This is a genomic window from Jiangella alba, assembly GCF_900106035.1.
GTDB lineage: Bacteria > Actinomycetota > Actinomycetes > Jiangellales > Jiangellaceae > Jiangella > Jiangella alba.
The window spans coordinates 2346104-2371696 of sequence record NZ_FNUC01000004.1 but is presented as its reverse complement, the minus strand read 5'-3'; the positions used below and the strand labels follow the sequence as shown (position 1 = coordinate 2371696).

General features: G+C 74.1%; 23 protein-coding genes. 12 read left to right on the top strand and 11 right to left on the bottom strand.

Annotation, left to right across the window (positions count from 1 at the left end):
• Positions 1 to 76: 76 nt before the first annotated feature.
• Together BLV02_RS28965 and BLV02_RS28960 are read left to right on the top strand one after the other, a co-directional pair.
• The gene (locus BLV02_RS28965) at positions 77 to 538 is read left to right on the top strand and encodes an NfeD family protein (RefSeq protein WP_083289302.1); all 462 of its coding nucleotides are present in this window, start codon (positions 77 to 79) and stop codon (positions 536 to 538) included.
• Positions 538 to 1278 carry a glucose 1-dehydrogenase gene (locus BLV02_RS28960; RefSeq protein WP_069115359.1) on the top strand — a complete coding sequence of 247 codons (741 nt, stop codon included), beginning with the start codon at positions 538 to 540 and terminating at the stop codon, positions 1276 to 1278. Before BLV02_RS28965 ends, BLV02_RS28960 begins: the two co-directional genes overlap by 1 nt.
• Before the next feature lies 1 nt (position 1279).
• On the opposite strand, the gene BLV02_RS28955 is transcribed toward BLV02_RS28960, so the two are convergent.
• Positions 1280 to 2647, bottom strand: coding sequence for a cystathionine beta-synthase (locus BLV02_RS28955; protein ID WP_069115360.1), 1368 nt, complete (start codon positions 2645 to 2647; stop codon positions 1280 to 1282).
• Between the two features lie 75 nt (positions 2648 to 2722).
• Between BLV02_RS28955 and BLV02_RS28950 the strand changes: the two genes are divergently transcribed.
• The 3 genes from BLV02_RS28950 (at position 2723) to BLV02_RS28940 (ending at position 5599) form a co-directional block, all read left to right on the top strand.
• Entirely contained in the window at positions 2723 to 3715 is a 993-nt protein-coding gene (locus tag BLV02_RS28950) for an SGNH/GDSL hydrolase family protein (RefSeq protein WP_069115414.1), read from the top strand.
• Between the two features lie 332 nt (positions 3716 to 4047).
• A complete protein-coding gene (locus BLV02_RS28945) occupies positions 4048 to 5271 on the top strand; it encodes an acetyl-CoA C-acetyltransferase (protein WP_069115361.1) in 1224 nt (407 codons plus the stop codon).
• A gap of 97 nt (positions 5272 to 5368) precedes the next feature.
• Complete coding sequence (locus BLV02_RS28940; RefSeq protein WP_069115362.1) at positions 5369 to 5599, top strand: DUF4287 domain-containing protein; 231 nt, start codon at positions 5369 to 5371, stop codon at positions 5597 to 5599.
• A gap of 78 nt (positions 5600 to 5677) precedes the next feature.
• On the opposite strand, the gene BLV02_RS28935 is transcribed toward BLV02_RS28940, so the two are convergent.
• Entirely contained in the window at positions 5678 to 6478 is an 801-nt protein-coding gene (locus tag BLV02_RS28935; RefSeq protein WP_069115363.1) for a Bax inhibitor-1/YccA family protein, read from the bottom strand.
• Between the two features lie 215 nt (positions 6479 to 6693).
• Between BLV02_RS28935 and BLV02_RS28930 the strand changes: the two genes are divergently transcribed.
• Positions 6694 to 8409, top strand: a complete 1716-nt coding sequence (locus BLV02_RS28930) for a DUF3352 domain-containing protein (RefSeq protein ID WP_176986543.1) — start codon at positions 6694 to 6696, stop codon at positions 8407 to 8409.
• Positions 8410 to 8482: 73 nt separating this feature from the next.
• On the opposite strand, the gene BLV02_RS28925 is transcribed toward BLV02_RS28930, so the two are convergent.
• The 3 genes from BLV02_RS28925 to BLV02_RS28920 all read right to left on the bottom strand — a co-directional run bounded on the left by BLV02_RS28925 (position 8483) and on the right by BLV02_RS28920 (position 15386).
• Complete coding sequence (locus BLV02_RS28925; protein WP_069115365.1) at positions 8483 to 12211, bottom strand: S8 family serine peptidase; 3729 nt, start codon at positions 12209 to 12211, stop codon at positions 8483 to 8485.
• Between the two features lie 155 nt (positions 12212 to 12366).
• Complete coding sequence (locus BLV02_RS36790) at positions 12367 to 12513, bottom strand: hypothetical protein (RefSeq protein WP_171906920.1); 147 nt, start codon at positions 12511 to 12513, stop codon at positions 12367 to 12369.
• On the bottom strand, positions 12510 to 15386 hold the full coding sequence (locus BLV02_RS28920; RefSeq protein ID WP_069115366.1) for an ATP-binding protein: 2877 nt from the start codon (positions 15384 to 15386) through the stop codon (positions 12510 to 12512). The genes BLV02_RS36790 and BLV02_RS28920 overlap by 4 nt, the downstream gene beginning before the upstream one ends.
• A gap of 119 nt (positions 15387 to 15505) precedes the next feature.
• On the opposite strand from BLV02_RS28920, the gene BLV02_RS28915 reads away from it, so the two are divergent.
• Positions 15506 to 15988 (top strand): MarR family winged helix-turn-helix transcriptional regulator, encoded by a 483-nt coding sequence (locus BLV02_RS28915; protein WP_069115367.1) that lies wholly within the window; start codon positions 15506 to 15508, stop codon positions 15986 to 15988.
• An 8-nt stretch (positions 15989 to 15996) separates the two neighbouring features.
• Here BLV02_RS28915 and BLV02_RS38110 read toward each other — a convergent pair whose 3' ends face one another.
• Positions 15997 to 16557, bottom strand: a complete 561-nt coding sequence (locus BLV02_RS38110) for a DapH/DapD/GlmU-related protein (RefSeq protein WP_069115415.1) — start codon at positions 16555 to 16557, stop codon at positions 15997 to 15999.
• Positions 16558 to 16723: 166 nt separating this feature from the next.
• On the opposite strand from BLV02_RS38110, the gene BLV02_RS28905 reads away from it, so the two are divergent.
• Positions 16724 to 17029, top strand: coding sequence for a hypothetical protein (locus BLV02_RS28905; RefSeq protein ID WP_074946780.1), 306 nt, complete (start codon positions 16724 to 16726; stop codon positions 17027 to 17029).
• Between the two features lie 15 nt (positions 17030 to 17044).
• Entirely contained in the window at positions 17045 to 17785 is a 741-nt protein-coding gene (locus BLV02_RS28900) for a class I SAM-dependent methyltransferase (protein ID WP_069115369.1), read from the top strand.
• Here the strand turns inward: BLV02_RS28900 and BLV02_RS28895 are convergent.
• Positions 17763 to 18419: a GntR family transcriptional regulator gene (locus BLV02_RS28895; RefSeq protein ID WP_069115370.1), complete on the bottom strand. Its 657-nt coding sequence runs from the start codon at positions 18417 to 18419 to the stop codon at positions 17763 to 17765. The genes BLV02_RS28900 and BLV02_RS28895 overlap by 23 nt on opposite strands.
• A 27-nt stretch (positions 18420 to 18446) precedes the next feature.
• The gene (locus tag BLV02_RS28890; RefSeq protein WP_069115371.1) at positions 18447 to 19766 is read right to left on the bottom strand and encodes an FAD-binding oxidoreductase; all 1320 of its coding nucleotides are present in this window, start codon (positions 19764 to 19766) and stop codon (positions 18447 to 18449) included.
• Between the two features lie 47 nt (positions 19767 to 19813).
• On the opposite strand from BLV02_RS28890, the gene pdxR reads away from it, so the two are divergent.
• The 3 genes from pdxR to BLV02_RS28875 all read left to right on the top strand — a co-directional run bounded on the left by pdxR (position 19814) and on the right by BLV02_RS28875 (position 22682).
• Positions 19814 to 21226 carry a MocR-like pyridoxine biosynthesis transcription factor PdxR gene (pdxR, locus tag BLV02_RS28885; RefSeq protein WP_069115372.1) on the top strand — a complete coding sequence of 471 codons (1413 nt, stop codon included), beginning with the start codon at positions 19814 to 19816 and terminating at the stop codon, positions 21224 to 21226.
• 338 nt (positions 21227 to 21564) lie between these two features.
• Positions 21565 to 22056: a MarR family winged helix-turn-helix transcriptional regulator gene (locus BLV02_RS28880; protein WP_069115416.1), complete on the top strand. Its 492-nt coding sequence runs from the start codon at positions 21565 to 21567 to the stop codon at positions 22054 to 22056.
• Complete coding sequence (locus tag BLV02_RS28875) at positions 22053 to 22682, top strand: hypothetical protein (protein ID WP_069115373.1); 630 nt, start codon at positions 22053 to 22055, stop codon at positions 22680 to 22682. The genes BLV02_RS28880 and BLV02_RS28875 overlap by 4 nt, the downstream gene beginning before the upstream one ends.
• Positions 22683 to 22767: 85 nt before the next feature.
• Here BLV02_RS28875 and BLV02_RS28870 read toward each other — a convergent pair whose 3' ends face one another.
• The 3 genes from BLV02_RS28870 to BLV02_RS28860 form a co-directional block, all read right to left on the bottom strand.
• Positions 22768 to 23754 (bottom strand): NAD(P)-dependent alcohol dehydrogenase, encoded by a 987-nt coding sequence (locus tag BLV02_RS28870; protein ID WP_069115374.1) that lies wholly within the window; start codon positions 23752 to 23754, stop codon positions 22768 to 22770.
• 85 nt (positions 23755 to 23839) lie between these two features.
• Positions 23840 to 24799: a hypothetical protein gene (locus BLV02_RS28865; protein WP_141711904.1), complete on the bottom strand. Its 960-nt coding sequence runs from the start codon at positions 24797 to 24799 to the stop codon at positions 23840 to 23842.
• A gap of 13 nt (positions 24800 to 24812) precedes the next feature.
• Entirely contained in the window at positions 24813 to 25505 is a 693-nt protein-coding gene (locus BLV02_RS28860) for a TetR/AcrR family transcriptional regulator C-terminal domain-containing protein (protein ID WP_069115376.1), read from the bottom strand.
• Positions 25506 to 25593: the final 88 nt, after the last annotated feature.

The following is a 25593-nucleotide window of genomic DNA, read 5'->3' as shown; positions in this document are numbered from 1 at the left end:
GTCCGCGACTGGTCGCGCGACACCCTGGCATCGCGCCAATGGACACAAATGCGGCGATGGTCAATAAACTTCGGCCATGCAGTCGATGTGGGACTGGTTCGGCGAACACGCCTGGGTGCTGGCATGGGTCGGCACCGCGCTCGTCCTCGGGACGATCGAACTCACGACGCTCGACTTCTTCTTCCTCATGCTGGCCATCGGCGCGGCCAGCGGCGCCGTCGCGGCGGGCCTGGGCGCGGAGTTCCTCGTCCAGGTGCTGGTCGCGGTCGCGGTCGCCGTGGCCCTGCTCGGCGTGGTCCGGCCGATCGCGAAGAAACGGCTGCTCAAGCCGACCCCGTCGTCGTTCGGCGTGGCCGCGCTGGTCGGCCAGAGCGGCGTCGTCATCGAACGGGTCGACGCCCACAACGGGCTGATCAAGCTGGCCGGCGAGGTGTGGTCGGCGCGCAGCTACGACGGCCGGTCCGCGTTCGAGGCGGGCGCCACCGTCGGCGTCGTCGAGATCCGCGGCGCCACCGCACTCGTGCTGGACGAGTCCTGATGCCGCTGAGCGGCAAGGCCGCGCTGGTCACCGGCGGGTCCCGCGGCATCGGACGGGCCATCGTGCAGCGGCTGGCCCGCGACGGCGCGCAGGTCGTGTTCAGCTATCAGAGCAACGACGACGCGGCTGACTCCGTCGTCGAGGCGGTGCGGGCCGGTGGCGGCGCCGCGCACGCCGTCCGGGCCGACCAGGGTGACCTCGACGCCGTCCGCGCCCTGCTCGACACCGCGACCGACCGTCTCGGCGGCCTGGACATCCTGGTCAACAACGCCGCCGCCAGCGAGCCGGCGCCCATCGACGACGTCACCGAGGCCGACTTCGACCGCGTCATGACGATCAACGCGAAGGCGCCGTTCTTCGCCATCCAGCACGCCGGTCGCACCATGCGCGACGACGGCCGCATCGTCAGCATCTCGACGCTGAACACGGTGATCCCGGGCCCCGGCGGCGCGCTCTACACCGCCAGCAAGGCCGCGCTGGAGCGGTTCACGGCCATCGCGGCGCGCGAGCTCGGCCCGCGGCGCATCACCGTCAACGCCATCTCGCCAGGCGCCATCGACACCGACCTCTTGCGCTCGACCAACCCGCCGGAGGCGCTGGCCCTCGCCGAGACGTACAGCGCGCTCGGCCGGCTCGGGCAGCCGGCCGACATCGCCGACGTCGTGGCGTTCCTGGCCGGGCCCGACTCGCGCTTCATCACCGGGCAGAACCTGCGGGTAACCGGCGGCTACCTGATCTGAGTCAGATCGTGGCGGCGTAGCCGAGGAGGTCGATGCGGGTCAGCACGCCCACCGGCTTGCCGTCGTCGACGACGAGCAGCGCGTCGGCCGTGCGCAGGGCGTCGACGGCCGCGGTGACGGCCTCGCCGGCGCCGACCATGGGCAGCGGCTTCGACAGGTGCTGCTCGACGCGGTCGGTGAGGTGCGCGGCGCCAGTGAACAGCGCGTCGAGGAGGTCGCGCTCGACGACGGCGCCGGCCACCTCGGCGGCCATGACCGGCGGTTCGGCCCGCACGACCGGCATCTGCGACACGTTGTACTCGCGCAGGATGTGGACGGCGTCGGCGACGGTCTCGCCCGGGTGGGTGTGCACCAGCGCCGGCATCTCGCCGGACTTGCCGCGCAGGACGTCGCCGACGGTGGCGCCCTCGACCGGCGGCAGGAAGCCGTACGACGTCATCCAGGCGTCGTCGAAGACCTTGGACAGGTAGCCGCGGCCGCCGTCGGGCAGCAGCACCACCACGACGTCGTCGGGGCCGGCCCGCTCGGCCACCCGCAGCGCGGCCACGACGGCCAGCCCGCAGGAGCCGCCGACCAGCAGGCCCTCCTCGCGGGCCAGCCGGCGGGTCATGTCGAAGGAGTCCTTGTCGGACACCGCGACGATCTCGTCGCAGACGTCGGAGTCGTAGGTGGTGGGCCAGAAGTCCTCGCCGACGCCCTCGACGAGGTACGGCCGGCCCGTGCCTCCGGAGTAGACCGAGCCCTCGGGGTCGGCGCCGACGACCTTCACCCGGCCGCCGGACACCTCCTTGAGGTAACGCCCGACGCCGGTGATGGTGCCGCCGGTGCCGATGCCCGCGACGAAGTGGGTGATGCGGCCGTCGGTCTGCTTCCACAGCTCCGGGCCGGTGGTCTCGTAGTGCGAGCGCGGGTTCGCCGGGTTGGAGTACTGGTCGGGCTTCCAGGCGCCAGGGGTCTCGCGGACCAGGCGGTCGGACACCGAGTAGTAGGAGTCGGGGTCCTCCGGCGCGACCGCCGTGGGGCAGACCACGACCTCGGCGCCGTACGCCTTGAGCACGTTCCGCTTGTCCTCGCTCACCTTGTCGGGGCAGACGAAGATGCAGCGGTAGCCCTTGCGCTGCGCCGCCAGCGCCAGCCCGACGCCGGTGTTGCCACTGGTCGGCTCGACGATGGTGCCGCCGGGCCCGATGAGGCCGGCCTTCTCGGCGTCCTCGATCATGCGGGTGGCGATGCGGTCCTTCACCGAGCCGCCCGGGTTCAGGTACTCGACCTTCGCCAGCACGGTGGCCGGCAGCCCGTCGGCGACGGTGCTCAGCCGGACCAGCGGGGTGTTGCCGATGAGGTCGAGGACGCTCTCGTAGTACTCCACGCTGCTGAGATTAGCCGAGGGCGTGGCTCGCCTCGGCCGAGCCGTCCGGTTCGCTACAGTCGAACGGTGGTCGGCATGGTCAGCGCTCGGACGGCACGTCGTCTCGCCGCTGCCGCCGCGTACGGGGGTGGAGGGCTCAGCCTGCTCGGCGCCGCCGGCTACGGACTCCTGCGGTTGCAGGCGAAGCTGGCCCGGCGCACCATCACCGGCCGCCCGCTTGGCGGCCCGCCCGACCCCGACGGCCGCTACGGCGACGGCGACGACCCGCCGCTCTCGTTCGTCGTGGCCGGCGACTCCGCGGCGGCCGGGTACGGCGTCGCGACCGCCGAGGAGACGCCCGGCGCGCTGCTCGCCGCCGGCCTGGCCGAGGTCGCGCACCGCCCGGTCACCCTCACCACGGTCGCGCAGGTGGGCGCCCAGACGGCCGACCTCGCCGACCAGCTCGACCGCGCGAAGGCCGCCGACCCCGACGTCGCGCTGATCATCGTCGGCGGCAACGACATCACCCACCAGGTGCAACTGGCCGAGTCCGTCCGGCTGCTCGACGACGCCGTGCGGCGGCTGCGCGACGCCGGCTGCCAGGTGGTCGTCGGCACCTGCCCCGACCTCGGCACCATCCGGCCCATCCGCCCGCCGCTGCGCTGGCTGGCCCGGCACGCGAGCCGGCAGCTGGCCGCCGCCCAGACCATGGCCGTCGTCGCGGCCGGTGGCCGTACCGTCTCGCTCGGCTCCATCCTCGGCCCCGAGTTCGAGGCGGCACCCGGCGAGCTGTTCAGCGAGGACCAGTTCCACCCGTCGTCGGCCGGCTACGCGCACGCGGCCGCCGCCGTGCTGCCGTCGCTGATCGGCGCGCTCGGCCTGTGGGCGCCCGGCGACGAGACGCCCGAGCTCGGCCGCGGCGACAGCGTGCTGCCGGTGTCGCTCGCGGCGGTCGCGGCCGCCGACCACGCCGGCACCGAGGTCGCCGCCGCGACGCTCGGCGGCCGGGCCCGCGGGCCGCGCGGCCCCTGGGCCCAGCTACGCAACCGCCGGCGCCGCCCGCTCCCCGAGGCGCCCGAGCGAGTCTGACCCGGCCCGCCTCGAGCGCCGGCAGCCGCTCGCCGTCGTGGGGCGGTTCGCCGGTGCACTGTTGGCTGCCTGCCGTCCGGTGCCCGTTGCCTGAGCTCGTGCCGACGGCGGTTGGCCCGTCTTCGATAGCGGGAGTCGCGTTTGGGGTGCCGTTGGTGGCCTGTTCGCGTGGTTCTGGCTATCGAGGTCGGCCCGGGTCGTCGCCTTCGCTCGCTTGGCGTTGTTGATCAACTCAGCCAGAGGGTATTCCGGGGACCGGGTGGGTGGCCGGCGCGGGCGGCGGCATTAGACTGGGGTTACCAGCGAGTAACCCATGGTCGAAGGAGCCCGCCATGCCCGAGGCAGTCATCGTCGCCACCGCGCGGTCGCCCATCGGGCGGGCCTACAAGGGGTCGCTGGTCGACGTGCGGCCGGACGACCTTGCCACGGCGACCATCCGGGCGGCGCTCGACCAGATCCCCGCGCTCGACCCCACCACCATCGACGACCTCTACGTCGGCTGCGCCGAGCCGCGCGACGAGCAGGGCGGCAACGTCGCCCGCCGCATCGCCGTACAGCTCGGCCTCGACGACCTGCCGGCGGCGACGATCAACCGGTTCTGCGCGTCGTCGGTGCAGACGGCCCGCATGGCGTTCCACGCGATCAAGGCCGGCGAGGGCGACGTGTTCGTGTCGGCCGGGGTCGAGTGCGTGTCGCGCTACGTCGGCTTCGGCGGCGCCGGCGTCGACCCGGTCGAGACGCAGAACCCGGCGTTCGCCGAGGCGCAGGCGCGCACGGCCCGGTACGCCGAGACCAACGAGACGTGGCACGACCCCCGCACCGACGGCCGGCTGCCCGACATCTACATCCAGATGGGCCAGACCGCCGAGAACGTCGCCACCTACGCCGGCGTCACCCGCGCCGACCAGGACGAGTTCGCCGTCCTCTCCCAGTCGCGGGCCGAGCAGGCGGTGAAGGACGGCTTCTTCGCCCGCGAGATCGTCCCCATCACCCGGCCCGACGGCCAGGTCGTCGACACCGACGACAGCCCGCGGCCGGGCACCACGCTGGAGAAGCTGGCCGCGTTGCAGCCGGTGTTCCGGCCGGACGGCACGGTGACGGCGGGCAACTGCACGCCGCTCAACGACGGCGCCGCGGCCGTCGTCATCATGTCCGACACCCGCGCCCGAGAGCTGGGCCTGACACCGCTCGCCCGCATCGTCGCGACGGCCACGTCGGCGCTCTCGCCGGAGATCATGGGCCTCGGCCCGGTCGAGTCGACCCGCCGGGCGCTCGACCGCGCCGGCATGACCATCGGCGACGTCGACCTCGTCGAGATCAACGAGGCGTTCGCCGCCCAGGTGGTCCCGAGCGCGCGGCAGCTCGGCATCGACCACGACAAGCTCAACGTGCACGGCGGCGCCATCGCGCTCGGCCACCCGTTCGGCTCCACCGGCGCGCGCATCATGACCACGCTGGTGAACGGCCTGCGCACGCGCGACGCGTCGATCGGCCTCGAGACGATGTGCGTCGGCGGCGGCCAGGGGATGGCGATCATCCTCGAGCGCATGGGCTGACGCCCCGCGGGCCGATGGTCTTGAACGAAGGGGTTGTGCCCTTCGGAGTCCTGCGGCACAGTCGATGTACGGAGACCTCGACACCCCGGAGGCAGCCATGAGCCTGAATCACTCCGACGAGACCCATCGCAATCTTCTCGCCCGCGTTCCCGGCGTCACCGGGCGAGAACTTCCGGAGTGGTTCGCGGCCTTGGAGGCCGGACCGTCCTTCCTGCGGTTCGACGACCGCGTGAGGTGGCTCCGCGACGAACACGGACTCGCGCACGGACACGCCACGGCCATCGTGCACGAGGCCGACCTGCGCCGCGCCGCCCGCAACTTCGGCTGAGACGCTGACGACGAACGGCCCGCCCCGTGAAGTGCACGGGACGGGCCGTTCGTACGTCAGGCGGTGCTGCCGCCGGGGTCATTCACCCCGGAGGATGGCCAGCAGCCGCAGGATCTCGAGGTACAGCCAGACCAGCGTGACGGTGAGGCCGAACGCCGCCGTCCAGGCGAACTTGGCCGGCAGGCCCTGCTTGACGCCGTTCTCGATGAAGTCGAAGTCGAGGATCAGGCAGAACGCCGCCAGGCCGACCGCGAACACGCCGATCAGCATGCCGAAGGCGCCGTCGCGGAAACCGAACGCGCTGTCGGACGAGCCGAACCACATGAACAGCAGGTTGACCAGGCTGAAGATGCCGTAGCCGATGAGCGCGATCATGACGCCGCGGCGGAACTTCGGCGTCACCCGGACCTTGCCGCTGCGGTAGACCAGCAACGTGGCCCCGAACACGGCCAGCGTGCCGAGCACCGCCTGCGCGACGATGCCGTCGAGCGGGCGGCCGGAGATGGCGTAGTTCTCGAAGATCTGGCTGATGCCACCGACGAACACGCCCTCGAACGCGGCGTAGGCGAGGATCAGCGGCGGCGACGGGTTGCGCTTGAACGCGTTGACCAGACCGAGCACCAGACCGACGATCAGGCCGATCATGGCCAGGCCCGGGTTCATCCAGCCGACGACGGCGCCGGCGAGCAGCACCGCGAAGGTGATGCCGGTCTTCATGATGACGTCGTCGTACGTCATCCGCCCGGTCTGAACCGGGGTCGCCGACGGCGCGGCGTACATGTTCTGCAGTTCTTCAGCACTCGGCGCGGCGGCGTCGTAGGTCGCGTGCCGTCCGTTGAAGCCCTCAGCCCGGCCGAAGATCGGGTTGTTTCCCTGCATCGTTCTCCTCCAACGCCCCACGGCGGGGCGAATCAGGTGCGTTTGACAAGTCTACTGATCAACCGCTGTGCGGGCACCCCCGGGCATGGCGCCGCGAGCCGTGATCGCGACATCTCGCGTACACGTTGCCACAACCCATGAATCCGGACTTTTCCGCTACCCTGGGCCGCGCGCCCGGCCGGGTCGGGCATCCACGGGGGAAAGCGGAGGTCAGCATGGTGTATCCAGGGTCGCCCACGGGTCCCGACGGACAGGGTCCCGACGAGCAGGGTCCCGGGCCGGTGCCGCCGCCCCCACCGCCGTCCGGCCAGGTCCCGGCCGGTGAGCCGGTCGCGTCCGTGCCCGACCCCGGCACCCGGCCGCTCCCCTACCCCGACGCCGGCGACGCCGAGCCGGCGATCGTGCCGCGCAAGCGCCGCGGCCTGCTGGCCGGCGGCATCGCGGCGGCCGTCCTGGTCGCGGGATCCGGCGGGGTGTTCGCCTGGCAGGCGCTCGACGGCGGCGGCACGCAGCCGCACGACGTGCTGCCGTCCGACGCCGTCGGCTACGTCCGGCTCGACCTCGACCCGTCCGCCGGGCAGAAGATCGAGGCGTTCAGGTTCCTGCAGAACTTCCCGCTGTTCACCGAGGCCACCGGCATCACCGACGAGGACGTCGACCTGCGCGAGCGGTTCGTCGACGAGCTGGCCGCGGCCACCGGCTGCGACATCGACTTCGCCAGGGACGTCGAGCCGTGGGTCGGCGAGCGCATCGGCGCCGCCATGACGCCGCCCTCGGGCGACGGCGGCGAGCCCGGCTACGTCGTCGCGCTGCAGGCCGGCGACGAGGACGCCGCCACCGAGGCGATCGACCGCATCCTCGGCTGCGGCAGCGACGGCGGCGAGGCGGAGGGCCTCGGCCGCGCCTACGTCGACGGCTACCTGCTGGTCACCGACACGCAGGAGAACGCCGACGCCTACGCGGGCGCCGCGGCCGACTCGTCGCTGGCCGACAACGCCGAGTTCACCGAGGCCATGGACCTTCTCGGCGAGCAGGGCATCGCGTCGGCGTGGTTGTCCGGCGGCGCCATGTTCGACCTGTTCGACGGGTCGGCGAGCTCGTTCGGCATCGGCGCGGGCTCCTCCGCCGACGACGGCATGCCGTCGGTGGACGACCTGCGCGACGTCGTCGACCAGACCTACCGCAGCGTCGCGCTGTCCGTCCGCTTCGACGACCGGTACGCCGAGCTGGCCGGCGTCGTCACCGGCAGCGCGTACCGCGCCCTCTCCGGCGGCGGCGTCGACGCGTCCGTGCCCGACGACACCGCCCTGTTCATCGGGCAGCACGACGCCGGCCAGTACCTGCGCGACACCTGGGACACCTCGCTGGAGTCGGTCCCGGACGGCGCGGAGATGCTGGCCGAGCTGGAGGCCCAGACCGGCTTCACCCTGCCCGACGACCTCGCCACCGTCCTCGGCGACGACCTCGTCGTGGCCGCCGACGCGAGCGGCTTCGACCTCGACGACCCGGACGGCCTGTTCGGCGTCGAGATCGGCGCCCGCGTCGTCACCGACCCCGACGCGTTCGCCGACCTCTGGGACCGCGTCCAGGGCCTGGCCTCCGACGCCGGCGCGCCGCTGGACGGGCTGCCGCTGCAGACCACCGACGACGGCTACGTGCTGGCCACCTCCGACGCGTACGCCGGCGTCCTGCTCGACGGCGGCGGCCTCGGCGACTCCGACGCCTACCGCACCGCGGTCGCCGACGCCGACAACGCCGACTCCGTCCTCTACCTCAACGCCGACACCGTCACCGAGCAGCTCCTCTCCGCCGCCGGCGACGACCTCGGCGACGCCGAGCGGCAGTCGATCGAGGCGCTCCAGGCGCTCGGCATCGCCCTGCACCTGGAGGACGGCCACCTGGAGCTGAGCCTGCGCGTCACCACCGGCTGAGTGTTGCTGTGCCCGGCGATGGGGGCCTTGGGAGGGACAACTCGACACCCCATCGCCGGGCACGTTCAGTGGGTCAGCCGCCGACCCGCCAGCCGCGGTCGATCTGCTGGCTGACGGTGGTGCCGGCGGCGTCGGCGACCGTGACCCGCAGCGACGCGAACCCGTCGGCCGCGGCCGGGACGGTCGCCACCAGCGTGCCGTCGGCCGACGGCGTCACGGGGGCGGGCTGCCAGCTGGCGCCGTCGTCGAAGGAGACCTCGGCGGTCGCGGTGAACTCGCCCGGGCCCTCGGCGCCCGCCGGGTAGGACGGCCGCAGCTCCAGCGGGTAGGACGCGCCGGCCGGGACCTCGTTGTACAGGCCCGTGTCCAGCCCGTAGTCCAGCTGGATCAGCGGCAGCACCTCGCGCGGCTCCGACGGCCGCTCGGACCGGAAGCCCCACGTCGTCAGCGTGTGCGTCCACAGGTCGGAGAAGTTGCCCCGACCGGCGGTCGTCTCCAGCGACAGCTCGAAGTCGGCCGCGGCGCCCGGCACGGTGAACTGCGCCTCGGACCACGGAACCCGGCCCACCTCGACGCCGTCGCGGCGCAGCACCAGCTCCGTCGCGTCGCCCAGCTGCTGCTGGTTGAAGCCGTACGTCATCGGGTCGTAGCTGTACTGCGGCATCGACACCCGGATCGCGTCGCGGAACCGCGCGGCCGGCAGGCCGTACTCCTCCGACCCGCTCACCGCCGGCATGCCCGGCGCGACCAGCGGGCCCCACCACACCTGCTCGGTGCTGCTGCCCGCCGCGAACGGCTGGATCGCCGCCCACGTCCAGTACATGTTGGCGAACTCCCAGTGCGGCTGGGCGAAGCGCTGCCATTCAACGCCGTCGGCGGTGAGGTACTCGGTGCGGTGCACCGGCCCGTTGCGCGAGATCGACATCGACGTCCCCAGCGCGGAGCTCCCGGCGTACGGGATCCACGCCTCGTTGCGGCCCATCCGCTCCGACGCCTGCCGGTAGTCGGCCTCGACGACGGCGAGCTCGTCCGGGTCGGGGGCGTAGGTGACGCCGCCGGGCAGCCGGTCCTCGGTGTACGTGAGGTAGTAGCTGTACGTGGCGTCGCGCCGGCCGGTGAGGTCCAGCTCGAGGCCGGGGTCGGCGGCCAGCGCGGTCCGCAGCCGCTCACCGAACGCGCGGTCGACGGTGTACGCCGGCAGCGTCCCTCGCCCGAGGTAGACGCCCCACTCCTCGTCGGCGTCGTTGGCCAGGACCAGCAGCGCGGCGCCGGCCTCGGCCGCCAGTCGCAGCTGCTCGCCCTCGTTGCCCTCGACCCGGGTGACCAGCACGGCCTTGCCGGCGACGTCGGCCGCAGCGAGCTCGGCGGCGGTGCCGGAGCCGGCGTCGGCCAGCGGCAGCGCCTCGTCGCCCACGTACACCGTCGGCGAGGTCATCAGGCGCGGTGACGGCAGCAGCCGCTCGCCGCCGGCGCGCACCTCGAGCAGCGGCTGCGCGCCCTGCCACGCGGTGGAGAACTCGAAGGTGCCGGTCTTCGCCCGGCGGCTGGGCAGCGTGTAGAGGTCGGCCCCGTTGAAGCCCTGCGCCATGATCATCCGCATCGATCGCTCGCCGACCGTGCGCTCCCAGACGGCGTCGAAACCGGGTTCCTCCATGTCGAGCGGGGTGCTCACCTCGACCCGCTCGGCGTCGCGGGCGTCGTAGGCGAGCGCGACGTCGGCCCGGACCCGCAGGTCCGGCTCGGCGGCCAGGGTGTAGCTGCTGGCGCCGTCGCGGCCCCGCGTCTCGATCCTGCTGACGACGGTGTAGGTGCCCTCGGGGACCTCGGCCGTCGCGACGCCGCCGGAGGCGAACGCGCGGGTCCACTCGCCGGTCTCGGTGTTCCAGAGGTCGACGGCTCCGGTGGCGGGTTGCCCGTCGCGGCCGACGACGTCGACGGTGACGGTGTGGACCGGCCGCTCGACGGTGAACGTCGTGACGCTCTGGATGGACGTGTCGCGGTCGCGCGGGTCCTGCGCGACGATGCGGCCGCTGTAGGTGCCGCCGGTGCTGGCCTCGGCGGACACCTCGACCCGGGTGCTGGCGCTGCCGCCCGGCGGGATGGAGAGGACGGGGTTGCGCACCCGCATCGCCGGCCGGCCGCGGTCCGACCCGTCCGGCCGGGTGACGTCGGCGCTGACGCGCAGCGTGACGCGGCGGTCGGTCGGGTTGTGGTAGGTCAGCGTGCGGCTGACGACCGGCGCATCCTTCGCCAGCTGCCCGAAGTCGACGACGCCCTGGTCGACGGTGACCGACTCGCTCACGGCGGTGGCGACGTCGACCCGTCCGGCGCCCTGGAACGTCAGGTCCTCGTCCAGCGGCGTGCTCGACGTGACCAGCCGCTGCTTGAGCTGCTCGTCGGTCCAGTCCGGGTGCTGCTGGGCCAGGATCGCGGCCGCCCCGGCGACGTGCGGCGTCGCCATCGAGGTGCCGTTCAGCGACGTGTAGTGCTCGTCCAGCAGGTTGCCCAGCGCCGTGCCGGCCGCCCGGGCGGCGACGATGCCGACACCCGGCGCGACCACCTCGGGCTTCACCGCGCCGTCGCCGAGCCGCGGGCCGCGCGACGAGAACGACGCGGCCTGGTCCTGCTTGTCGACGGCGCCGACGGTGAGCGCGGACGTCGCGGCGCCGGGCGAGCCGACGGTGCTCTCGCCCGGGCCCGCGTTGCCGGCCGCGATGACGAACAGGGTGTCGGACTCGGCGCTGAGGCGGTCGACGGCCTGGCTCATCGGGTCGGTGCCGTCGCTGGCCCCGTCGGTGCCCAGGCTCATGCTGACGACGTCGGCGCCCTGAGCGACCGCCCACTCCATGCCGGCGATGATCCAGTCCTCGTAGCCGGACCCGGTGTTGTCCAGCACCTTGCCGATCAGCAGGTCCGCGCCGGGTGCGACGCCGACGTGGGTGCCGCCGGACGCGGCGCCGGTGCCGGCCACCGTCGCCGCGACGTGCGTGCCGTGGCCCTGTCCGTCGACCGCGACCTGACCCTCGGGGTCGGTGTCCTCGGTGAAGTTGCCGGCGCCGACGACCTGGCCGGCGAGGTCCGGGTGGGTGGGGTCCCACCCGGTGTCGAGGACGGCGACGGTGCTGCCGGTGCCGTCCAGCCCCTGGTCCCACGCCTCCGGCGCGCCGATCTGCGGCACCGACTCGGCCAGCGTCGCCTCGACCCGGCCGTTCAGCCAGACCCGGCCGACCGCGCCGGACACGACGTCGTCCCAGACCGAGCCCACGTCGTCCTTCGCCGCCGACACCGACAGCGCGCCGATGCTGGGCAGTTCCCGCTCGGCCCGGGTGCCCGAGGGAGCCTCGGGCACGCTGCGGATCCCGGGGCCGTCGGGTGCCGACACCAGCAATGGGAGGTCGGTGCGGGCGGCGTCGTGGTAGCCGGCCTCGGCGAGGTAGGTGAGGTCGAACAGCCGCTCGTCCAGGACGCCGGACTGCACGTACGGGACGGCCTCGTCCGGCAGCGCCAGCACGTGGCCGTCGCGCTCCGCGAACGCCGGCGGCGTGTCGTCGGACGGCTGCGCCCACGCCGCCTGCCGGCCGTCCGGCGCGACGTGCAGCGTCACGACGTCGCCGGTGAGCAGCGTCAGCTGGTACGTGTGCCCGGTCGCGGCCGAGCCGGTGGCCTGGGTCGCCGGTGCCGGGCCGCCCACGGGGCCGGCGGCGGGCGCCGTCGCACCGGAGCCGAGCAGCAGGGCGGCGGCCACGGCCGGGACGACCAGCCGGGCGCGGATGCGATGCCAGGACAGGATGGTGCGGGGCATGGGACCTCGTCTCCTCGGGCCGCGGCCCCGCCGCCCGACGGGGGTTGGCGGGCGGCGAGGTGTCCGCGGCGGGGGATCACCGTGTGCCCACCGTCCCGTACCGCGCCGTCCGTTGCGATTGGGCGAATCACCCATTTATGTCCGGAGCGGGACCGTCAGAGCGGCTCCCAGCGCTCGCCGTCCGCGGCCTCGGGCTCGTGGGCGGGCACGTCGTCGTCGGTGTCATCGGGGTCGGGCGGGTCGCTCACCTGCATGAGGTCACCGTCGGACACGCCGCCGCCGTTCGCGAGTGGGGAGATCACCCATTCTTCTCGGCGACGGCGACCGCGAGCGCCGTCCGCGACGCGACGCCGAGCTTGCGCATGGCCGCGCTCAGGTGGCGGTCGACGGTGCGCGGCGAGAGGAACAGCGCCTCGGCCACCTGCCGGTTGGTGAGGCCCTGCGCGACCAGCCCGGCGACCTCCGCCTCGCGCGGCGACAGCTGGTCGCCGTAGCCGCGCCGGCCGCCGCGCCAGGCCCGGGCGACGTCGACGCCGTGTCCGCGCAGCACCTGGGCGACGCGGTCGGCGTCCCAGCGGGCGCCGAGGTCGCTGAGCCGCTGCTGCACCGTCGCCAGCAGGTCCAGCGCGGCGGCGTCGGGCAGCAGCACCAGCGCCTGCCGCTCCAGCGCGAGCAGTTCCTGATACGGACGGGGCAGCGCGGCCCACGCGGCGGCGGCCGCGCCGAACAGCTCCGCGGCGGCGGCGCCGGAACCCGCCACGATGCCCCGGCACACCAGCAGCGCCGCCTGCGGCGCCGGCGCCGCGCGGTCGCCCAGCCCGGCCGCGAACAGGTCGGTCAGCTGGCGCGCGTCGTCCGCCCGCCCGGCCCGCACCAGCGCGTCGACGTGCGCAGGCGCCAGCTCGGTGGCCCACAGCCAGATGCCCTTGCGCACGACCATCGCCATGGCCGGCTCGGTGACCCGCAGCGCGTCGGCGACGGCGTCGTCGGCGAGGAACAGCCGGCCCAGCGCGCCGGCCGGCCCCGTCTGCACGTCGACCAGCCCGCGCCGCACCGCCTCGGCGACGACCACCCGGAACTGATCGGCGGCGTCGTCGCGGCGGCCACCGGCGAGGTCGAGCAGGCCGAGGATCATCCGCGCCTCGAGCAGCGCCTCCGGCAGCGTGTCGGCGGACCCGGCCAGCTCGGTCACCCGCGCCGACAGCCCGTCCCAGGCGCCACCGTGCCAGTCCAGGTTGGCCCGCGTGATCAGCGCCGAGTTGACCAGCCGCTGGTACCCGGTCGCGGCGAGCAGGTCGACGGCGCCGTCCAGCTGCCGCCCGGCGACGGCGTCGCGGCCCCAGCCGATGGCGGTGTGCCCGACGTTCATCCGGCAGCGGCCCAGCTGGCGGCGCTCGAACAGGCTGTCCGCCGCGGCGGCGTCGACCTCCTCGGCGGCGGCCCAGCCGGCGGCGTCGCCCATCATCAGCAGCGCACTGGCGCGGTCGACCGCGAGCCACGTCTGCTCGTCCGCCGGGACCTGCGGGAACAGCGCCGTCGCGCGGTCGAGCCAGTCGCGGTGCCGGGTGACCGGCCAGACCTGCCCGCGCGGATGCGACAGCGAGATCATCGCCCGCACCGCCAGCTCCGGGCGGCCGGCCAGCTCGCCGGCGGCGGTCTCGACCTGCTCGATGCCGGTGTCGAAGTCGCCCAGCTGCAGCCACAGCCGCCCGAGCAGCAGCCGGATCTCGCCGCGGCGGTCGGACGGCAGCTCCGGGCGGTCCAGCGCGGCGGCCAGCGTCGCGGCGACCACCACGGCCAGCTCACCGAGCGCCGCGACGCCCCAGGTGGCGGCCTGGCCCAGCTTGTGCGCCAGCCGGGCCTCCCGGTCCGGCGGGTGCGCGGCCGCGGTGAGCAGGTCGTTCAGCAGGACGACGGCGGCGCGGTCCTCGCCGGACTCCAGCGCGAGGTCGGCGGCGGCCTCGGCGTGCCGGCTCCACGCGGCGACGTCGCCGGCCTCGCGGAAGTGCCGGCTGAGCCGCAGCACCGGCGGCGTCGGCAGCTCCTGCAGCGCGGCGGCGGCCTGGCCGTGCAGCAGCCGCCGCTCGGACACCGGCAGCGCCTCCTCCATGGCCCGCGACGCCAGCACGTGCCGGCCGACGAACCGGCCCGGCGACGCCTCGCGCAGCAGCCCCGACGTCAGCGCCGCGGCCAGCCCCGGCCGCGCGTCGTCCTCGTCCAGCCCGGCGACCCGCGCCAGCAGGACGCCGTCGGCCGGTTCGGCGAGGACGGCGGCGGCCTCGAGGACGCGGCGGGCCGGCGGCGGCAGCCGGTCGACCCGTTCCAGCACGGAGTCACGCACCGTCGGCGGCACCTGCAGGTCGTCGACGGCGCGCCGGGACCACTCGCCGCCGCGGCGGACGATGTCGCCGCGCTCGCGCAGCAACGACAGGCTCTCCTCCAGCGCCAGCGGCACGCCCGCGGTACGGCGGTGCAGGAACGAGACGAACTCGGCCGAGACGTCGTCGGTGGCGAACATCGACGCGACCAGCGCGGTCGTCTCGCCGACCGTCAGCGGCTCCAGCGCCAGTTCCAGGCGGCGCAGCCCGGCCGGCGGGCGCGCCGTCAGACGCAGCAGCGGCGACGCGGCCGGGACGTCGGTGCCGCGGTACGTCACGACCAGGCTGAGGTCGTGCGCCGTCGCCGCGACCAGCAGCGGCAGGAACTCCAGCGTCGCGGCGTCGGCCCAGTGCGCGTCCTCCAGCACCAGCACCTCGACGCCGGACCGCTCGACCAGCTCGGCCAGCGCGCGGAACAGCCGGTGCCGGGTGGAACTGGGATCCTCCAGCGGCTCCAGCGCGGGTGGCAGGTGCTCGGCCCACTCCGGGAACAGCGGGCGCAGCGCCCCCGCCAGCGGGCTGAGCCGCACACCGTCGACCGGCAGCCGGTGCAGCGCGTCGACCAGCGGGCCCAGCGGGAACGGCTCGGCCAGCGGCGGGCAGGCCGCCACCAGCGTCGTCGCCGGATCGAGCGGGGCCAGTGCCTCCTGCACGAGGCGGGTCTTGCCGATGCCGGCCTCGCCCTCGACCAGCGCGAACACCGGCTCGGACGGGGCGGACAGGGCGGTGGTGAGCGCGGCCAGCTCGCGTTCGCGGCCGACGAAGGCGGGACCGGGCGAGGCGTACTGGCGGTCCACCCGTCCTCCCGTCGCGCCGCAGGGTGTGGTCCGCCAGCCTAGAGCAGTTCCGGCCCGGGCCGATGCCGGGTGCCGGAGCCGAGGAGTAGGTTCGTTCCCGACGACACGGGGGAGGTGCGGTGGACGGTCATGTTCACACCAGCGGAGCCCTGGGCCGCAGCGTCGGCGCCATCGAGCCGGCCCGCGAGTTCGCCGACGCGCTCATGGCGTTCCTGTCGGCGTCGCGGCGCACGCGCGGCCGGCTGCAACCGCTGTTCGACGACATCACCGTCCCGCAACTGGTGCTGCTCGACGCCATCGAGGAGTGCGGCCGCGACGGCGTCGGCGCGGTCGCGGAGCTGACCGGCCTCAGCCAGCCGACCGTCACCCGCAGCGCCGGCGCGCTCGTCCGCGACGGCCTGGTGCAGTACAACAGGGTCGACGGCGACGGCCGGCGGCGCGTGCTGGAGCTGACCGAGCGGGGCAGCGCCCTGCTCACCGCCAAGCGCGGCGTCGTCGCCGGCCACCTGGCCGGCGCGTGGGACAACCTCTCCCCCGCCGAGCAGGCGCTGGTGGTGCCGCTGCTGCTGCACCTCACCGACCTGGTCGACAAGCTGTTCTGACCGCGGCGTCACCAGCGGCGACGCACCGTGCCCTTCGGACCGGCGACCAGGCTGGCCGCCGGCACGTCGTCGGCCACGATCGCCCCGGCCGCCACCACGGCGTCGCGGCCGATGCTGACGCCGGGCAGGATCGTGGCGCCGGCGCCGATCCACACGTTCGCCGCCACGTCGATCGGCGCGCCGGTGAGGTACTGGCGCCGCTCGCCGGGATCGACCGGGTGGCCCATCGTGATGAAGGTGGCCTTGGGGCCGACCATGACGCCCTCGCCCAGCCGGATGCCGGCGAAGTCGAGGAACGTGCAGCCCTGGTTGACGAAGACCCGCTCGGCGAGGTCCAGGCGCAGGCCGTGATCGGTGTAGAACGGCGGGTAGATGGTGACCCGCTCCGGCAGCGGGCGGCCCAGGATCTGCTCGAACAGCGCCGCCTTGCCCGCGTCGTCGTCGAACGGGAGGACGTTGAGCCGCGAGGTCAGCTCGGTGGCCCGCAGCACCCGCTCGCTCATGGCCCGGAACTCGGGGCCCAGCACCCGCTCGCCGGTGGCCAGGAGCTCTGGATCGTGGATCGGCATGAAGCGGTCGCGGCTCACCCGACGATTGTCGCGCACGCCACGCCGGGGACTGGCCTTCTGACTGTTCCTGCTATATAAATCGGCGTAACCTGGAGGTGACGAGCCGATCGCACTGGGTACGTCGATCGGTGAGTACCGCAGCCGCAATGACGCGGAGGTGAGTAACGTGAGCTACGGGTCGGCACACCTCGTGCATGCGATGCTCGACGGGTTGCGCTACGTCCTGTGGGTCGTCGTCAGCGGGTTCGCCGTGGTGGGCGCCGCGTTCTACGGCGGGGCCGGTGTGGCCGCCGTCTGGCAGAAGTCGGGACCACCCGCACGACGGCGCAACGACGAGATCGCCCGCGAGGCCGCCGAGGGAATCGCCGAGATCGAGGCGTTCCTGGCGACGCAGCACCCCGAGCAGGAGCCGCCGGAACCGCCACCGGCGCCACGACGGGAACGCCCGCCGACGACGGGTGACACGGTCTGATGCGATCATTCGGCCATGACCGAGGACTACCGGTTCTACGGTGATCTCGCCGAGTGGTGGCCGCTGATCTCACCGCCGGACGACTACGCCGACGAGGCCGCCGTCGTCGCGTCCGCGCTCGACTCCGCCGACCTCCCGGTGCGCGAGGTGCTCGAGCTGGGCAGCGGCGGCGGGCACAACGCCGTCCACCTGAAGCGCCGGTTCACGCTGACGCTGGCCGACCTGTCGCCGCGCATGCTGGCGGTGTCGCGCGCGCTGAACCCCGAGTGCGAGCACGTCGAGGGCGACATGCGCGACCTGCGCCTGGGCCGAGCGTTCGACGCGGTGTTCGTGCACGACGCCGTCGGCTACCTGCTCACCGAGCGCGACCTCGCCGCCACGATCGCGACGGCGTTCGCGCACTGCCGGCCGGGCGGCGCCGCGGTGTTCGTGCCGGACCACACGACGGAGACGTTCGCGGAGCGCACCGAGCACGGCGGCGGCGACGGCGACGACGGGCGCGGCGCGCGGTTCCTCGGCTGGACGTGGGACCCGGACCCGGACGACACCTGGGTGCGCACGGAGTACGTGCTGCTGCTGCGCGAGAAGGACGGCAGCACCGAGACCGTGCACGAGACGCACCGGATCGGGCTGTTCGGCCGCGACGTGTGGCACCGGCTGCTGGCCGCCGCCGGGTTCGAGCCGATGGTGCTGACCCGCCGCGACGGCCCGGACGACGCGCCGCGCGACCTGCTCATCGGGCACCGTCCGGGCTGACCAGCGCCCGCTCGTAGGCCGCGACGGAGTGGCGGACGTGTGCCCGCGACACCCGCTCGGCTCGAACGGGGTCGCCGGCGGCGATGGCGGCCATGATCGCCTCGTGCTCGCGCAGCGTGCGCACGATGCCGCCGGACGTCCGGCCGGACCACGCGAGCCGCAGCTGCCCGGACAGGTTCTCCGTGACCCTGGCCAGCCGGGCGTTGCCGGACCTGCGCCAGATGGCCCGGTGGAACTCGACATCGAGGTCGCGCAGGCCGGCGAGGTCGCCGTCGCACTCGCGCTGCCGTGCCAGCAGCGGGCCGAGGACGGTGCGGACGAACTCGGCGGCGGACGGCGCGCGGGCCGCCCGCCGCGCCGCGATGCCGTCGAGCATCTCGCGCAGTTCGTAGATCTCCAGCAGGTCCTGCAGCCCCACCTGCGGCACGTAGAAGCCGCGGTTCGGGACGGCGACGAGGAAGCCGTCGCGCTCGAGGGCGGCCAGCGCGGACTTGATCGGCGTGGCCGACAGACCGAGCCGCTCGGACAGCAACCGCACGATCAGTTTCGTGCCGGGCGGCAGCTCACCGCCCACGATCAGCGCGCGGATGTCGGTGTAGGCGGACTGCGCCAGGGTCCGCTCGTCGTTGGGCACAGGGCATGATGGCACCGGCCCCGGACACTAGTGTCCAGCTGGGACGATGTTGTGGTTGAGGTGGAACACGTTCTCGGGGTCGTAGGCGGTCTTCACGGCGGTGAGCCGGTCCAGCTTGGCCGGACGGTACGCGCGGCGCACGCCGTCGGCGCCCTCGTCGCTGAGCGCGTTGACGTAGGCGCCGCTGGAGTAGGGCGCGATCGCGGTGGCGGTCCGGCGCGCGACGGCCATGCGCTCGGCGTCCTCGGCGGCGTCGTCCCACCGGGCGGCGGCGACGTACTCGAAGACGGCGTCGCGCTGGCTGAACGCGGAGTCGTCGTCGGGGACGTCGGCGATGGCGCCGCCGTAGGCCTGCAGGCTGACGCCCATCTCGGCGTCGCCGTGCTCGACCATCGCGTCGATCGCCTCGTCCGGCAGGCCGCGCACGTAGTGGCCCTTCCAGTAGCGGCGGTACGCGTGGCCCTCCGGCGAGTCCTCGCGCGTCTGCAGCTCGAGGTAGGACAGCTCGCCGACGTTCTCCGTCACGGGCACGCCGAGCGAGCGCAGCGGCGGCAGCAGGTCGGCCGCCCGCTCCGTCGCGCCGGCCCACACGTACCCGACGGTGACCAGCCCGCGGCCCATCGACGCGGCGAAGGTGGCCTGACGAGGCGCGTCGGCGCTGAGGTCGCGCCAGCCGCGCAGCACCGCGGCGGCCTGCTCCAGCGGGTAGGTCAGCTCGGCGACGTAGGCGCGGATGCCGGTGGCGTGCAGCTGGAACTCGAACTCGGTGACGATGCCGAAGTTGCCGCCGCCGCCGCGCAGCGCCCAGAACAGCTCCGGGTGCTCGTCGCGGCTGACCCGCAGCCGGTCGCCGTCGGCCGTCACCAGCTCATAGGAGACGACGTTGTCGCAGCTCAGGCCGTACTGGCGGGCCAGCCAGCCCATGCCGCCGCCGAGCGTGAGCCCGCCGACGCCGGTGTGCGAGACGTTGCCGGCGGTGGTGGCCAGGCCGTGCCGCTGCGCCTCGACGTCGAGCGCGCCGAGCAGCGCGCCGCCCTCGACGCGGGCCCGCCGCGTGGCCGGGTCGACGGTGACCGCGCCCATCGGCGTGAGGTCGATCATCAGGCCGTCCGCGGGCACCGACAGGCCCAGCACGCTGTGCCCGCCGCAGCGCACGCCGATCTCCAGGCCCAGCTCGCGGCCGAGCCGGACCGCGGCGGCGACGTCGTCCGCGTCGGCGCAGCGGACGATCATCCGCGGCCGGCGGTCGACCATGGCGTTCCAGACCGAGCGGATGCGGTCGTACTGCCCGTCGCCCGGCAGGACCAGGCGGTCGCCGAGCCGTTCGCGAAGCTGTGCTGTCGTCATGCGCCGAGCATCACAGCCGGACCAGCCGCGCGATAAGGTCCAATGACATGGCCGGACCCCGGACCAATTCCACCGGCGAGAGCCTGCTGGTCACGCTCGACCGCGAGGGCGGCGAACCGCTGCACCGGCAGCTCGCGGCGGCCGTGCGCGACGGCGTCCGGTCCGGGCGGCTGCGCCGCGGCACCACCCTCCCGCCCACCCGCCGCCTCGCCGATGAGCTGGGCGTGTCCCGCGGTGTCGTCGTCGAGGCCTACCAGCAGCTGGTGGCCGAGGGTTACCTCACCAGCCGGACCGGCGGGTACACCGAGGTCGCCGCCGCGCCGGCGGCGCAGCCCGCGCCGTCCACCCGGCCGCAGCCGCCCGCGCCGGCCGTCGACTTCGGCTACGGCCGCTACGACGTCTCGAACTTCCCGCGCGCGGCGTGGCTGCGCTCGGTCCGGCGGGCGTTCACGCAGGCGCCGAACGAGCGGTTCGGGTACCTGACCGGCCGCGGCGTGCCTGAACTGCACGAGGCGCTGGCCGACTATCTCAACCGCGTCCGCGGCACCGCGGCGTTCCCCGGCACCATCGTCGTCAGCAACGGGTACGCGCAGGGCATCGCGCTGCTGGCGCAGGTGCTGGCCGCCCGCGGCGCGCGCCGCATCGCCGTCGAGGACCCGTCCGCCGACGACGACCTGCGGCCGCTGGCCGGGCGGCTGGGCCTGGACGTCGTCGGGGTGCCGGTCGACGGCGACGGCCTGCGCACCGACCTGCTGGCCGGCCTCGACGCCGACGCGCTGGTGCTGACGCCGACGCACCAGTGGCCGACCGGCGCGGTCCTGTCCGCGCCCCGCCGGGCCGAGGTGCTGCGGTGGGCGGACGAGCGCGGCGCGCTGGTGATCGAGGACGACTACGACGCCGAGTACCGCTACGACCGCCTGCCGGTGGGGGCGATGCAGGGGCTGGCGCCGGAGCTCGTGGCCTACTCCGGGACGGCCAGCAAGACGCTGGCGCCGGGCCTGCGGCTGGGCTGGCTGGTGCTGCCGCGCCCGTGGGTCGACGACGTCGCCGAGGCGAAGCTGCTGGCCGACCGCGGCTCGCCGGTGCTCGACCAGCTGGCCTTCGCCGACTTCCTCGCGCACGGCGAGTTCGACCGGCACCTGCGCCGCATGCGGCCGGTGTACCGGCAGCGTCGCGACGCCCTGCTGGCGGCGCTGGCGGCCCGGTTGCCGGAGCTGGAGCCCGCGGGCATCTCGGCGGGGCTGCACCTGGTGGCCTGGTTGCCGGACGACGTCGACGAGGCGGCGCTGGTGGCCGCCGCGGCCCGGCAGGGCGTGCGCGTGAATGGCGTCACGCCGTACCGCCTTTCTCCGGCCGAGCGGGGTGGACTGATCTTCGGATATTCCGCACTGAACGAACGCGCAGTCGCGGACGGAGTCGCGACGCTGGCCACCGCGTTCGCGCAGCTGCGCCGCACCTGACACTCGGCCGCCCGGCGGACCGTCCGCCACCACCCTGGCGCCTGGAAGATCCGCTGGTCGGTGACGCGCCGGCAGGTTTTTCTGGATCCAGATGCGCAAAACGGGGTCGATGGGTTACTGTTGTTTCAGAGCCGCCCTGCCGTTTTGCCCCCCAAATTGGCAGGGTGGCCCTTTCTTTGCCCGGACCCTTTTCCGCGGCCGTCAAACCTCCTGTCGCGGTGACGTCTGTCACACCTTTTTCCGGCCTTTCTTCGCTCGCTACTTTCGGTCGTTTTGGTCGCGCCTCCGGCCCGTGCGCTATCCTGTGAACCACCGACATAGTGAAGGTGCATCACGACATGACGACCCCGCCGAAACACACCGAGGCGCTCGGGCGCATCCTCGAGCTGGTCATCGTGGTCAGCGACGACATGACCCGCACGCTGTCCGCGCAGGGCCTCACCGACGCCCGCGCGCACCTGCTCTGGGAGGTGCACCACCGCGGCCCGTCGACGCAGCGCGTGCTCGCCGACGCGCTGCGGGTCAGCCCGCGCAACATCACCGGGCTGGTCGACGCGCTGGTCGCCACGGGCCTCGTCACCCGCGAGCCGCACCCCACCGACCGCCGGGCGACCCTGGTCACGTTCACCGAGCAGGGCGCCGCCCTGACCGCCGCCATGGAGCGCGACCAGCACGAGTTCGCCCGCATCCTCTTCGCCGACATGCCCGACGACCGCGTGGCCGCGCTGGTCGAAGGGCTCGACGACGTGCTCGCGCGGCTGAAGGCGCACGGCCTGTCCGTCGACGCCACGCGCGAGGGCGGCGACGCCGGGAACGAGGGCGGACGATGACCGAGACGACCAAGCCGGCCGGCGGCGCCACCCTCTTCCAGAAGGCGGCCGCCTTCGAGTCGGGCGTGTGGCGCAGTCTCTACATCTGGCTGGCGCGACGGCCGCGGGTGCCGGAACCAGGCGCCACGCCGTTCGGCTACTACGAGCCGGTCTCGCTGATCATCTGGGTGTTCATCATCGGCTCGGCCATCGAGGTCGTGGTCGTCCACCTCATCATCCCGTGGCCGATCGTGCAGATCATCGCGCTGGTCATCGGCATCTGGGGGCTGGTCTGGATGATCGGCTACGCCGCCGCGCTGCGCGTGCACCCGCACGCCGTCGGCCCGACCGGGCTGTGGGTGCGCAACGGCTCCACCGTCGACGTCGCGCTGCGCTGGGCCGACATCGACGCGATCCGCATCCAGAAGCGCACCCTGCCGGAGTCGAAGACCGTCCAGGTGGCCGACGGCGACGACGGCAACGTGCTGCAGGTGGCGGTGTCGAGCCAGCTCAACGTGCATCTCGTGCTGTTCGAGCCGGTGACGGTCCAGTTGCTCGACGGCCCGGTGACCTTCACCGAGCTGCGCTTCTACGCCGACGACCCGAAGGAGCTGGTGGTGCGGGCCCGCGAGCGCCTCAGGGCGTGACGTCGCCGCCCGGCGGCGCCGCGAGCAGCGCCCGGCCGGCGTCGGAGGCGGACGGGACCGCCGCGGGTCAGCACCAGGTGAGGGCTCAGAAGACCACGACGATCTTCCCGCGGGCCCGGCCCTCCTCGGAGTACCGCAGCGCCTCGGGCAGCTCGGCGAACGGGTAGCTGCGGTCGATGACGGGGACCACCCGGCCGTCGTCGAGGTACTGCGTCAGCGCCAGCAGGTTCGCCCGCCGGTTCCCGCTGCCGACGACGTCGGTCATCATCATCCGCTGCGGCACGAACGGGTTCAGGAGGAGCGCGCCGAACGTGTGCCCGGCCGGCTGCACCCACCGCCCGGCGGGCCCGCCGACGACGACCAGCGTGCCGTCGCGCGCGAGGATCCGCCGGAACGCCCACGCCGAGTGCCCGCCCGCGGTGTCGACGACGACGTCGAACGTGCGCCCGCCGCGGGTGACGTCGCCGGCCGTGCGGTCGATGACGTCGGTGGCGCCGAGACCGCGGACGAGCGCGGCGCTGCGGCCGCCGCACACGCCGGTGACCTCGGCGCCCATCGCGACGGCCAGCTGGACGGCGAACGTGCCGACCCCGCCCGACGCGCCGTTGACCAGCACCCGCCGGCCGGCCCGCACCTCGCCGTCGTCGCGGACCGCCAGCAGCGCCGTCAGGGCCGCCAGCGGGACCGCGGCTGCCTGCTCGTACGAGAGCCGGCCCGGCAGCGGCGCGAGGTCGGCCGCCTTCACGCACGTGTACTCGCCGAAGCCGCCGCCCGCGACCAGCGCGAACACGCCGTCGCCGGAGGCGAAGCCGGTGACGTCCCGGCCGACGGCGGCGACCTCGCCGGCGACGTCGGCGCCGAGGATCTCGATGCCCGGCTGGCGCAGCCCGAGCGTCCCCGGCAGGAGGCGGGACAGCCGCGGCTCGCCCCGGACGTGGTGCCAGTCGTACGGCTGCGCCGAGGTGGCGCGGACCCGGACCAGCACCTCGTCGTCGCCCGGCACCGGCGTCGGGACGTCCACCAGCTCGAGTGCGGCCGGGGAACCGTACGAGCGCATGACGTACGCCTTCATCGCACCCTCCTGGCCAGCGATTCTTACGTCGTAAGGTAACCGTACGGCGTAAGGCTGTAAAGACCCGGCGCAGCAGAGAAGGGCGCTAGATCCGCTCGAGCGTCACGAGCGGACCGGTGACGGTCCCGTCCTGGACGAGCACCAGCTCGCCCTCGGCGGTGAGACGGTGCCCGGCGCGCAGCCGCACGGCTTCGGTGCCGGCGGGCACCGTGCCGATCACCAGGGACGCATCGCCGCCGCCGGCGTTCTCGTCGGCGACGAGCTCCAACGGGTACTCCACGTCGTCGACGAGAACGCTCGCGGCCACGACGGCGCCCGCCACCGGCACGCCGTCGTGGGCGTCGTCGCCGACGGGGAGGATGCTGCCGGGACGTGTCACCAGGCGGCCCGCGACCCACACCTCGCCCTCGGGCGCCCAGCCTCGCTCGGGCAGGTACCCGACCAGACGCAGCTCGGCCAGGACCGCCGCCTGCACCATCGCGTACCAGCCCGCCGGCGGCTCGATCACCGCGTCCAGGGTCGCGGTCCAGGGGACGGTCTCGGTGAAGGGAGCCTCGCCGACGAGCTCCGCCGTCGCCACCGCGACCACCGCGGCACGACCCTCGAAGCTGAGCACCAGCTCGGCGTCGCCGCCGTCGCCGGGCAGGACGGCGACCTGCGTCCCCACGGCCGCGGGATCGAGCTCGACCGGGACCTCGGTGTCGCCCGCCCGCAGCATCGCCTCGGTGCGGCCCGGCGCCCAGTCGCCGGCATAGCCGCCGTCCGACACCGAGACCTCGACGAGCACGGCGCCACCCGGCGCGCGGACGGTCTCGCCGTCGACGAACGCCTTCTCCCGCACTCCGAGCGCCTCGACGAGGTAGACGCCGTCGGGCATCCGCACCGCCACCCGCTCGTCCAGCAGGTCGGTGCCGGCGGAGAAGGCGGTGTCGCCCACTGCAATCGTCGGGCCCGCGGACGCACAGCCGACGAGCAGGGCGGCGGACACGAGCAGGACGACACCGGCGGCCCCACGACGGCGGCGGCCTGGAGAGAGTGGGCTCATCGACTCGTGATCCCTATCGGTCGCGCAGCCGGTCGAGGCCGTCGAGGACGAGGTCGAGGCCGAACTCGAACTCGGCCTGGTCGTCGCACCAGCCCAGCGTGGAGCCGGGGTCGTCGTGCGCGACCTCGGCCAGCATGCCGGCCAGGTGCGGCAGCTGCTCGGCCAGCCCGGCCAGCTCCTCGGGCGCGGCGGCGCCGTCACCCGGGTCGAACAGTTCCTGGCTGAAGCCGAGCGCCCGGCTGCCCAGCGCGTGCAGCGCGTGGTGGCCGAGGTCGTAGGAGAACCCGCCGTCGCGCATGAGGCCGAGCAGGCGGTCGTGGTAGCGCAGGATCTCGGGGCTCATCGCCGCGCGCGTCTCGAGCACCGACGGCGCCCACGGGTGGCGCAGCAGCACCTGGCGGGCGGTGAGGATGCGGCACCTGACGGCGTCCTTCCACCGCGCACCGTCCGACCGCAGCTCCAGCGCGTCGACCGCCTCGTTGATCTCCCGCGCGACGACGTCGGCGATGCCGTCGAGGACCTCGTCCTTGTTGGCCACGTGGTAGTACAGCGACATCGCCTCGGCGCCCAGCACCTCGGCCAGCCGCCGCATGGTCAGCGCCCCCAGCCCCGCGTCGTCGGCCATGCGCACCGCTGCCCGGAGGACGCGGTCGCGGCTCAGCGGCGCCCGGACCGGGCCCGCTTCGGCATCGGCCACCACGTGCATCACCTCGGCTGGCCATCGTACAAAACCAGGCCCCTCCCCTGGTGGGCGCAGGCGGCCGAAGCCACCACGGCGGCCGCCGGGAAGGCCG